General features: G+C 63.8%; 7 protein-coding genes. 1 reads left to right on the top strand and 6 read right to left on the bottom strand.

Features of this window, described 5'->3' with window-relative positions; all coding sequences use genetic code 11:
- Positions 1 to 464 precede the first annotated feature (464 nt).
- The 4 genes from OKW45_RS32695 to hemE all read right to left on the bottom strand — a co-directional run bounded on the left by OKW45_RS32695 (position 465) and on the right by hemE (position 6,157).
- Positions 465 to 638: a hypothetical protein gene (locus tag OKW45_RS32695; protein WP_429473017.1), complete on the bottom strand. Its 174-nt coding sequence runs from the start codon at positions 636 to 638 to the stop codon at positions 465 to 467.
- Positions 639 to 747: 109 nt separating this feature from the next.
- A complete protein-coding gene (locus tag OKW45_RS32690) occupies positions 748 to 2,175 on the bottom strand; it encodes a YeiH family protein (protein WP_018418846.1) in 1,428 nt (475 codons plus the stop codon).
- Between the two features lie 169 nt (positions 2,176 to 2,344).
- The gene (locus tag OKW45_RS32685) at positions 2,345 to 4,582 is read right to left on the bottom strand and encodes a primosomal protein N' (RefSeq protein ID WP_018418847.1); all 2,238 of its coding nucleotides are present in this window, start codon (positions 4,580 to 4,582) and stop codon (positions 2,345 to 2,347) included.
- A 474-nt stretch (positions 4,583 to 5,056) separates the two neighbouring features.
- On the bottom strand, positions 5,057 to 6,157 hold the full coding sequence (hemE, locus tag OKW45_RS32680; RefSeq protein ID WP_429473016.1) for a uroporphyrinogen decarboxylase: 1,101 nt from the start codon (positions 6,155 to 6,157) through the stop codon (positions 5,057 to 5,059).
- A gap of 294 nt (positions 6,158 to 6,451) precedes the next feature.
- Between hemE and OKW45_RS32675 the strand changes: the two genes are divergently transcribed.
- Positions 6,452 to 7,243 (top strand): transporter substrate-binding domain-containing protein, encoded by a 792-nt coding sequence (locus tag OKW45_RS32675; RefSeq protein WP_429473015.1) that lies wholly within the window; start codon positions 6,452 to 6,454, stop codon positions 7,241 to 7,243.
- An 814-nt stretch (positions 7,244 to 8,057) separates the two neighbouring features.
- Here OKW45_RS32675 and OKW45_RS32670 read toward each other — a convergent pair.
- Together OKW45_RS32670 and OKW45_RS32665 are read right to left on the bottom strand one after the other, a co-directional pair.
- Complete coding sequence (locus OKW45_RS32670; protein WP_429473014.1) at positions 8,058 to 9,788, bottom strand: AMP-binding protein; 1,731 nt, start codon at positions 9,786 to 9,788, stop codon at positions 8,058 to 8,060.
- A gap of 226 nt (positions 9,789 to 10,014) precedes the next feature.
- Positions 10,015 to 10,440, bottom strand: a complete 426-nt coding sequence (locus tag OKW45_RS32665) for a F0F1 ATP synthase subunit epsilon (RefSeq protein ID WP_008917918.1) — start codon at positions 10,438 to 10,440, stop codon at positions 10,015 to 10,017.
- Between the last annotated feature and the right edge of the window lie 76 nt (positions 10,441 to 10,516).

The raw sequence follows: 10,516 nt of genomic DNA, 5'->3' as shown, positions 1-10,516 counted from the left end.
TTCCGGGCGGTGACCGACAGTCGAACCGGGGTATTTTCGATCGGTACTTTCCCTGGCGTGATTCTTTTTGAAATAAGCCTTATCAAACGACTTCGCGCGCCGATATACAGAAGCACGAAGACGGACGGCCCGAAACGTCGGTTTCAGGGCACGCAGAAAAGATAAACGGGGTTCCCGAGGGTTGGTGTAATGGAAAAGTGGCTGGTAATACTGGGCGTCTGGGCGATGTGCGCGGCCTGTGCGGTGTTTTTCATTCGAGGCGCGACCAGGGCCTCGAATCGGCGCGAAGAGGAGCACAAGCGTGCGAGCGCGGCCTCGCGTGGATCGGCGGAGAATACGCGAAACGCGCTGAACGACTGAGATCAGGAGAGAGCGCGCAACGGCTCATGAAGCCGGATGCGCGCGAATGTGGGGATGCGCGACTGGATTGGCGCGGGGATTTGCGCCTGAAGATCGCTGTTGGGTTAGCGCGGCCCGAGCGACGGCGCAACCGGCTCGAACCGCGCACAGACATCGCCGGGCGATACCAACTGGTCATGCAGACCACACAGCCGGCTATCGGCGACGCTCGCGCCGAACCCTGAACTGAACACGGCAAGCCCTGGGATACGCTGCTCGAGCGCATCCCGTTCGTTCACGCGATGCCGGCATCCGGCGCAGCAGGGCGCGTCCGCCGCGCTGCTGCGCTCTGCGGCGCCTATGTATGGCGCAGCGCCCGCGCCTCGATCCATCGAAATCTTCACGGCGTTATCCGAGGCTGTTCCAGTACGACGCGAACACGTGTGCGGACAGCGCGTAACCGATCGCGATATTGACCACCACGCCCGCCGTGAACGCGAGGAACGGCTTCAGACCGGTCGCGGCAAGCGAGCGGAAGCGCGTCGTCAGACCGATGCTCAGGAAGCAGAAGGTGAACGCCCACGTGCGCAGCACCGTGATCGGCGCGACGAACTCCGGCGTGACGACCTTACGGTAATCGGCGAGTGAATAATGGCTCGCGATCCACGTGACCAACGCCGACGCGATCACGAAGCCGATCACGAACTTCGGAAAACGCGCCCAGATCTCACCGGCATTCGCGCGCGCGGCGACTCCGCTGTCCTGCGCTTCCCAGCGCGTCGTCGCGACGATTGCGAGCACGAACGCCCAGATGCCGATCCAGATGTCGCGGCCGACCACCTTCATCAGCGTGAAGGCCTGCAACGACGCTTCCGGCGCGCCGGCGATCGCGCCGCCCGCGTGGCGCGCGAAATCGCCGTAGGCCTGGGCGGCGGCGATGCCCGCGGCGTCGGCGAATTCGGAGGTGCCGATCCAGGCGCCGGCGACGGCCGTCGGCAGTCCAAGCGAGCGCGACGCGAACGGCAGCACGAAGATCATCACGATCGCCCACAGCACGACCAGCGTGATCGCGACCGACGCCTGCTCGCGCTTCGCCCGTACCGCGCCGGCAATCGCGATCGCCGCCGACACGCCGCACACCGCGCCGCCGACACCGAGCACGGCGGCAAAGCGTCGATCGAGTCCGAATGCTCGCGCAACGAAAAAGATCACGAAGAACGTCACCAATGAGACGATGCTCGCCTGGACGACCGCGACCGGACCGGCCCACACGAGCAGCGTGAACGGCAGCGTCGCGCCGAGCAGCACGATACCGACCTTGATGTAGAACTCGACGCGCAGCCCGGCCGCGAGCCACTCCGGCAGCGTGAACAGGTTCGACACGAGCAGCCCGAGCGCGAGCGCGACGAGCGGCGGCTCGAGGTTGTACCTGGACGCGTCTACCCATGCGCCGAGCGTCAGAATCAGCGCGGAAGCGACGAACACGACGATGAACGCGGCGAGAAACGCGCCGACGCGCTGCCGGAGCAGGGCGACGCTCGCGCCGAACAGCACCGCGAATGTCGCGAATAGCGCGAGGTAGTTGGGTAGATGCTTGCCAATGTCCTGCGCGGCCTGCGCGACGCTCGACCATTTGGCCGGCGCGACCGCGAGCCACTTGATGCTGCTACCCGACGCGAACAGCGCCCAAGCGATCACGATCACGAGCAGGCCGACGCCAGCGGCGAGCCAGTCTTCGGTCAGCGAAAAGCCGCTGCCTCGTGCGGTTTGCGCGTCTTGTGTACCTTGCCGCTGACCCGGCGCGTCCGCCGGCACGGTGTGATGGCTGTCGCTCATTGCAGATGCCCCGAGAAAGTTGAGTGGCATCGGCGCGAAGTTATTGTCGTTTTGCCCCAAAATGCGCCGATTTGGCGACTATAGGCGAGCGCGATCGCAAAGCGAAACGATCATTCGCTCTATGGATATGACTCAAAGAAGTATGGCGGGCGTCATCTGGCCCGTGGCGTCAGATGTCGAGCGGATCGACTTCGAGGTTCCAGCGCAGCACGCCCTTGAGCGCGCGCAACAATGGCTGCCACGCGCGCAGCGTAGCCTGCAGCGCCGCGCGCGACGCGCTTTCGATCAGCAGCTGCGCGCGATGCACGTGCATCACCTTGACGATCGTGAGCGGCACTGCGTCGTAGACGGTGACGCGCTCGGCGGCAGGAATCCGCGCAAGTTCGGCAGCGGCCTGCTGCAGAAACGCGAGCGCCGCTTCGAGCGTGCGGCCTTCGGCGCGCAACAGCGCCTGGTAGACGAACGGCGGCAGGTGCGCGTCGCGTCGCTCGGCGAGCGTCGCATTGGCGAAGCCCACGTAGTCATGACGGCACAGCGCGTGATACAGCGCGTGGCGCGGATAGCGCGTCTGCACCAGCACTTCGCCCGGCAGACCGGCGCGGCCCGCGCGGCCGCTCACCTGCATCAGCTGCGCGAACAGGCGCTCGCTCGCGCGGAAATCATGCGAAAACAGCGCGGTATCGGCGTTCAGCACGCCAACCAGTGACACGCGCTGGAAATCGTGTCCCTTCGCGATCATCTGCGTTCCGACCAGAATATCGACCTCGCCCGCGTGCACGTCCGAGAACAACTGTTGCGCGCTGCCCTTGCGGCGCGTGCTGTCGGCGTCGATACGCAGCACGCGGGCGCCCGGCACCGCGCTCGCAAGCGTTTCCTCGACGCGCTGCGTGCCGCGCCCGAGCGGTGCGATATCGACGTTGCCGCACTCCGGGCACGAACGCGGGATACGAGACTCCCAGCCGCAGTGATGACAGCGCAACGCGCGCTCGGGCTTGTGCAGCACGACGTAGGCGCTGCAGCGCGGACAACCGGCCACCCAGCCGCACGCATCGCAAGCGAGTTGCGGTGCGTAGCCACGGCGGTTGAGGAACACGAGGCTCTGCTCGCCGCGTTCGAGCCGCGCCTTCATCGCGGCGATCAACGGGCCCGACAAACCTTCGATCGATCCCCGCCCGCGCCGGCGCTCGTCTTCGAGATCGATGAGACGCACGCTCGGCAGCGCGGCCTCGGCGACGGCGCGGCGCGACAGCGTGAGCCGCTCGTAGCGGCCCTGATCTGCCTGCCACCAGCTCTCGAGCGACGGCGTCGCCGAGCCAAGCACGACCGGCACGCCGAGTTGCTTCGCCCGATAGATCGCGAGATCGCGCGCCGAATAGCGCAAGCCTTCCTGCTGCTTGTAGGCCGGATCGTGCTCCTCGTCGACGACGATGATCGCCAGCCGCGGCAGCGACGCGAGCACCGCTAGCCGCGTACCGAGCACGATGCGCGCGCGGCCGGTGTGCGCGGCGAACCAGTTGCGGGCGCGCTCGCCTTCGGCGAGACCGCTATGCAGCGTGACGATCGCGCTGGCGTCGAGCGCGGCGAAGCGGGCGCGGAACGCCGCCTCGAACTGCGGCGTCAGGTTGATTTCCGGTACCAGCACGAGCGCTTGCGCAGCGGGCTTGCCGGCCAGAATCGCGGCGAGCGCGCGCAAATACACTTCGGTCTTGCCGCTGCCCGTCACCCCGTGCAGCAGGAAGGGCGCGAAGCCGTGGGCGTCGCGGATCGCTTCGACGGCACTCGCCTGTTCGTCGGTGAGGGTTGGCAGGGCAGGCGCGGGCATGTTCGGCAGCGACGCGGCGGCGGGCACCGTGGCGGCGTCGATCACATCGAGCGTGACCCAGCCTGCCGTCTGCCATGTGTCGAGTGTCGCCAGCGCCTTCGGATGCAGCGCGCGGGCGTCGGCAGCGAGGAGGAAGTCGGCTTGAGCGAGCGCTTGAGCGAGCGCTCTGAGCGCCGTCGCGCGGGCGGGCAAGGCGTCAGGCAATACCGTGCGGCCCTCGGCCGTCAACCGATAGCGCTCTTCCGGCGCGAACAGCCGCGACCAGCGCGACGCGTCGCGCAGCGCCTGAGGCAGCCCCGGCAGCGCCACTTCGCCGAGACCGCGCTGATAGTAGTCCGCGGCGAATGAGGCGAGCGCGAGCCAATGTGCCGACACCGGCGGACACGCCGTGCAGACCTGATCCACATCACGCAGGCGCTCGGCCGGCACGTCGCTGTGAGCGGTCACTTCGCAAACGAGCCCCACCACGTGCCGCTTGCCAAACGGAACGCTGACGAGCGTGCCTACGACAGCCGCCCCGGATATGTCGCAGCGGTAGTCGAACAGGGTCGGCAGCGGATGGTCGAGCGCGACGCGGACGAACATTTGGTTCACTCGGCGTGGCGCTGAGGATGAGCCGGCACGAGGCCAGCTCGCGGCGCGGGGTGGGTCGCACGGGACGCGAAGCCGTCGAAGTTAAAGTAAAACCTTAATTTCACCGCTAAGTTTTGGATTCGACTGAACAATTGCGCTCGGCTCGCTGCCCTGTGGATAACTTTGTTGAGAACTTCACTTCGACGGGCCGCAAACGGCATAACGACGGCCTTGTGTGGGGTTCCGCACATTTCATCACGCGCCCCGCAAACCCTTGCCGGACAAGGCTCAGATCAAATGCGCCGAGTATGTGCAAGGGTCGGGGCACGATTAAAGTCTCTGCCGCGCCGCAGCGTGCGAAGTGTGCATAAGTCGGCTCTTGACTTTCCTAAGACCACCATCTGGCGGCCTCTTCGCGGACCTGCGGTCCTTAGGGCGAGAGCCCAATTCGCTGCAATGCAACAAAAAACGGTAATGATTACAGTCTCACGCGGGCGTATGTGCACCACTACGAATAGCGCGGCTGTGACGATGCACTTCGTCGACCAGTTCAGCAACATGCTCTGGCGGCGTGAACTGTGAAATGCCGTGACCCAGATTGAAAACGTGGCCGGGATAATTGCCGAAACTGTCGAGCACCGCGCGCGTTTCCATGCGGATCGCGGCAGGCGGCGCAAACAGCACCGACGGATCGATGTTGCCCTGAAGCGCCACCTTGCCACCGACACGTTCGCGCGCCTTGCCGAGGTTCACGGTCCAGTCGAGGCCCACCGCGTCGACGCCGCTCGCGGCGATGTCGTCGAGCCACAGGCCGCCACCCTTCGTGAATGCGATTACGGGCACTTTTTCGCCGTCGTGTTCGCGCTTCAGTTGACTGACCACCTGCTCGATGTAGCGCAGCGAAAAGCGCTGATAGATGCCATCGGCGAGCGCTCCGCCCCATGTGTCGAAAATCATCACCGCTTGCGCGCCAGCTTCGATCTGCGCGTTCAGATATGCCGCGACCGAGCGCGCGTTGACCTCGAGAATCCGTTGCAGCAGATCGGGACGCGCGTACAGCATCGATTTGACGGTGCGAAAGTCTGCCGAGCCGCCGCCTTCCACCATGTAGCACGCGAGCGTCCACGGACTGCCTGAGAAGCCGATCAGAGGCACGCGCTGGCGGCCTTGCGCGTCCTTCAGCGCCGAGCGGATTTCACGCACGGCGTCGGTCACGTAGCGCAGTGTCGCGTCGATGTCGGGCACCGCGAGGCGCGCGACGTCGTCTTCGGTGCGCACTGGACGGGAAAATCTCGGCCCTTCGCCGTTGACGAACTCGAGACCGAGACCCATCGCGTCGGGCACGGTCAGGATGTCGGAGAACAGGATCGCGGCGTCGAGCGGGTAGCGATCGAGGGGCTGCAAGGTGACTTCCGTCGCGAAAGCCGGGTTCTTCGCGAGACCGAGGAAACTGCCCGCGCGGCCGCGCGTGGCGTTGTATTCCGGCAGATAGCGGCCAGCCTGCCGCATCAGCCAGACTGGCGTGTAGTCGGTGGGCTGGCGCAGCAGCGCGCGCAGAAAAGTGTCGTTCAGGATTTGATGGGCCACGTTGCGTGCGACTGAAGAGCTGAGGGCAAAGGAGCATTTTACCGGAGGCGGCTCCGGACATCGCGCGTCGCGGGGTAATCAATGTCGCGACGGCACCTCGTGGGAAGCGGGCGGGAAGCAGCTCGGACGCACCTCGATCAGCTACCGGCCGCCACTGCGCGCACGGGTCGGGGTCGCTCCCTTCCGCTGCCCGGGTCGCCCTGGCTGAACGGCCGATGTTCAAGCCCGCGCTGCCAAGCTACTATCCGACAGCTTTACCGATGAATTACACACTACACACCACCAGGAGACTCGATGAAGAAGGCAGCACTCGCAATGCTCGGCGCGCTCGCCGGCGTCCTGATGCACGTCGGCGTCGCCAGCGCGCAAAACGCCACGCCCGCGCCGTCCAGGCTCGACGACATCATCAGCCGCGGCACGCTGCGCGCTTGCACTACCGGCGACTACAAGCCGTATTCGTTCTACAGGGGCGATGGCCACTTCGAGGGCATCGATATCGACATGGCGGAATCGCTCGCGAAGTCGCTCGGCGTGCAGGTCGAGTTCGTCAAGACGTCGTGGTCGAACCTGATGAACGACTTCGTCGCAAAGTGCGACATCGGCATTGGCGGTGTGTCGCCGACGCTCGAGCGCCAGAAGCATGCGTTCTTCACACAGGCTTACATGATCGACGGCAAAACGCCGATCGTCCGTTGCGACGACGTCAACAAATATCAGACGGTCGCGCAGATCGATCAACCGTCCACACGAGTGATCGTCAATCCGGGGGGCACCAACGAGAAGTTCGCGAAGCAATACTTCACGCACGCAAACCTCACCGTTTATCCGGACAACGTGACGATCTTCAAGCAGATCCTCGCGGGCAAGGCGGACGTGATGGTGACGGATGCGTCGGAAACGCTGCTGCAGCAGAAACTCAATCCCGGCCTCTGCTCGGTGCATCCGGACAAGCCGTTCCAGTACGGCGAGAAGGCCTGGTTGCTACCGCGCGGGGATGTCGCGTTCCAGCAATACGTCGATCAGTGGCTGCATCTCGCTCGAGCGACCGGCGAGTATCAGGCTATCTCGGACAAGTGGTTGAAGTAAGCCGACCGTGTCCGTTGGAGGCCGTCAGCTGCTGACTGATCGCGGGGGCGGCCTGCGCACGCCTGGGAGATTTGGTGCCGGCGATGATGTAACGAGGGGCGACATCGACGGATTAATAACTGTCCGGATCAGGTCGAGGGTGCAGCGATGCGCCCCTTTCCAATACGCCGCACAAGCGGATTCGCTTTGCTGCATTGCATCACAGATTTTTCATCGGATTGTGACGTATTTTGGGGCAGGGTCACAGCGCTGGTTCCGCAGGAAATTCGTCGCTCGAACGCTGCAGACGCAACCATTTCACGCTGATGAGTGACCCAATCTCTGCTGCACCAAGCGTCATGAATGGTATCAATCATGCGTATTAAATTGCGGCGTAGTCATCGGTAATAACTACGATTTAAAGGTCTCATTTTGGCAATAAATCCCGCAGCGCCTTATCGGGCGGGCGTTACAACCTGAAACACTTTGTTACCGCGTTCATAGGGTAATTCGCCCACAATGCCCTCAACGGTTTCAACACGGATGTGGCTGTGTGCGTGGTGTGAGCGGATACGATGCACTTGCCGGTCGGCGCTTGCCGAAGCCCTGTGAAGGGGCATCCCTGCTGGGGCCGTCATCGACGCAGGGTCGTCGTGACAACCGTCCCATCTTTGGTCTCCTCGCGCTAACCCCGTAGCGTGTGGTTTTTAGCGGGCTCCAGGCCCGCTTTTTTTTCGCCTGCTCAAACGTTTGCGCGCGACGAGTCCTCGCCGCGCAACTCCTGTTCTATCGTACCTATTTGGCATATTTGGCTGCGCAGTGTGCTGCGGCGGCGTCATGCCGTCTTGTCCTCTCTGAGTTTCAACTCGCCGATCATCCGTTCGCGCATCACGAATTTTTGCACCTTGCCGGTCACGGTCATCGGCAGTTCATCGACGAAGCGGATATATCGCGGCACCTTGTAGTGCGCAATCTGCCCCTGGCAGAACTGCTGGATTTCTTCTGCGGTCGCCTGTTCGCCGGTCCGCAGCACGATCCACGCGCATACTTCTTCGCCATACCTGGTATCGGGCACGCCGAACACCTGCACGCTCTGGATCTTCGGGTGGCGGAACAGAAACTCCTCGATCTCGCGCGGATAGATGTTTTCGCCGCCGCGAATCAGCATGTCCTTCAGCCGGCCAACGATGTTGCAATAGCCTTCGGCGTCGAGCGTCGCGAGGTCGCCCGTGTGCATCCAGCCGTCGACGATACTTTCGTGCGTCTTCGCGTCGTCCCCCCAGTAACCGAGCATCACCGAGTAGCCGCGCGTGCATAGCTCGCCCGTTTCGCCGACCGGCACGATATTGTCGAGCGGATCGACGATTTTCACTTCGAGATGCGGCTGGATGCGCCCGACTGTCGTCGTACGCTTGTCGAGCGGATCGGTCGTCGAGCTCTGGAACGACACTGGGCTGGTTTCCGTCATGCCGTAGGCGATCGTGATCTCGCTCAGGTGCATCTTCGAGACGACCTTCTTCATCGTCTCGATCGGGCACGGCGAGCCCGCCATGATACCGGTGCGCAGCCGCGAGAAGTCGTATGAGGCGAAGGTCGGATGGTCGAGTTCTGCGATGAACATCGTCGGGACGCCGTGCAGCGCGGTGCACTTCTCCTCCGCGGTCGCGGTGAGTGTCGCGGCCGGATCGAAGCCCTCGCCCGGAAACACCATGTTCGCGCCGACCGACACGCACGCGAGCACCGCCAGCACCATCCCGAAGCAGTGGTACAGCGGCACTGGAATGCACAGGCCGTCCTGCTCGCTGAGCCGCATCGCCATCGCGATATAGCGCGCGTTGTTCACGACGTTGCGATGCGTCAGCGTCGCGCCCTTCGGATTGCCCGTCGTGCCGCTCGTGAACTGGATGTTGATCGGCTCCCGGCACGACAGCGTCGCGCCGATCGCATCGAGCCGAGTGGCGTCGAACGACGCACGGCCACGCTCGATTACGTCGGAAAAGCTCAGCATGCCTGGCGTCTCCGTGTCGCACATGCGGATCACGTAGCGCAGTTCCGGCAGCCGCGCGGCATGCAGTTCGCCCGGCGGCTGCGTCGCCAATTCGGGCGCGAGTTCCTGCAGCATCTCGAGGTACATCGACGTCTTGAAGCGCTCGGCGGTGACGATCGCCTTGCAACCGACCTTGTTCAGCGCGTATTCGAGTTCCGCGAGCCGATAGGCAGGATTGATGTTGACGAGGATTGCGCCGATGCGCGCGGTCGCGAACTGCGTCAGCAGCCACTCGACGCGGTTCGGCGACCATATGCCAACGCGATCGCCCTTCGCGATGCCGAGTGCAAGCAGCCCGGACGCAAGCACATCCACTTCCTGTGCGAATTCGCTCCATGTCCAGCGGATGCGCTGCTCCCGAAACACCACGGCCGGCCGATCGGGAAAGCGCGCCGCGGTATCGCGCAGAAGCTCGCCGACGGTCGCTTCGCTCAACGGATTTTCAGTCGACCCGCGCACATACGACAGTCCATCCGCGGGTTCGATGAGCGCACCTTCTCCTGGGCTATGCGTTGCCATGGTGTTGTCTCCGTGAGCGCAAGCGCGCTCGATTGAAATGAATTTGAAATCGATTGTGCACCGGCGCGTATCCGGCCGGCATCAAGTCTTACCCGCCCCGCGTCGCATCGACCGCGGCGACCGTCCGTATCTCCATCCCTTTGGATTTTGCCGACCTTTACGTAAACGTCAACTAGATATCAAAAAAAGCAGCCGCGCGGGCTGCTTTCTTCTACTACGTGCTGCTTTAGTGCTGGCCGCGCAGCTTGCGCAGACGCTGGATTGCCGCGAGTTGCGCCGTCGCGTACGCGAGTTCCGCCTGTGCGGTCGCGTACTCGAGGTTCGAGCCCGTGTTCTGCAGCGCCTCTTCCGCACGCTTGCGTGCGTCTTCGGCCTTGGCTTCGTCGAGATCCTTGCCGCGGATCGCGGTGTCGGCGAGAACCGTCACTGCGCCCGGCTGGACTTCGAGGATGCCGCCGGCGACGAACACAAACTCTTCTTCGCCGTTTTCAACTTCGATGCGCACCGCACCCGGGCGGATCCGCGTGATGAGCGGCGTGTGGCCCGGCAGAATGCCGAGTTCACCCGCTTCGCCTGGCAGCGCGACGAACTTCGCCTGGCCTGAGAAGATTTCCTCTTCCGCGCTGACGACGTCTACTTTAATGGTTGCCATATGTGTCGACTCCTGTCGAGGAGAGTTAGCGCTTTAGTGCTGACTCCCGTCCCATGCAAGGCGGGTTGAGCGTAAT

The organism is Paraburkholderia lebeckiae (genome assembly GCF_050436225.1).
In the GTDB taxonomy this organism is placed as follows: domain Bacteria; phylum Pseudomonadota; class Gammaproteobacteria; order Burkholderiales; family Burkholderiaceae; genus Paraburkholderia; species Paraburkholderia tuberum.
This window is presented reverse-complemented; position numbering and strand designations above follow the sequence as displayed.

Coding starts and splice junctions, on each gene's coding strand:
- OKW45_RS32670 (WP_429473014.1), bottom strand. CDS start 9,788: ATGGCAACGCATAGCCCAGGAGAAGGTGCGCTCATCGAACCCGCGGAT.
- OKW45_RS32685 (WP_018418847.1), bottom strand. CDS start 4,582: ATGTTCGTCCGCGTCGCGCTCGACCATCCGCTGCCGACCCTGTTCGAC.
- OKW45_RS32675 (WP_429473015.1), top strand. CDS start 6,452: ATGAAGAAGGCAGCACTCGCAATGCTCGGCGCGCTCGCCGGCGTCCTG.
- OKW45_RS32665 (WP_008917918.1), bottom strand. CDS start 10,440: ATGGCAACCATTAAAGTAGACGTCGTCAGCGCGGAAGAGGAAATCTTC.
- OKW45_RS32690 (WP_018418846.1), bottom strand. CDS start 2,175: ATGAGCGACAGCCATCACACCGTGCCGGCGGACGCGCCGGGTCAGCGG.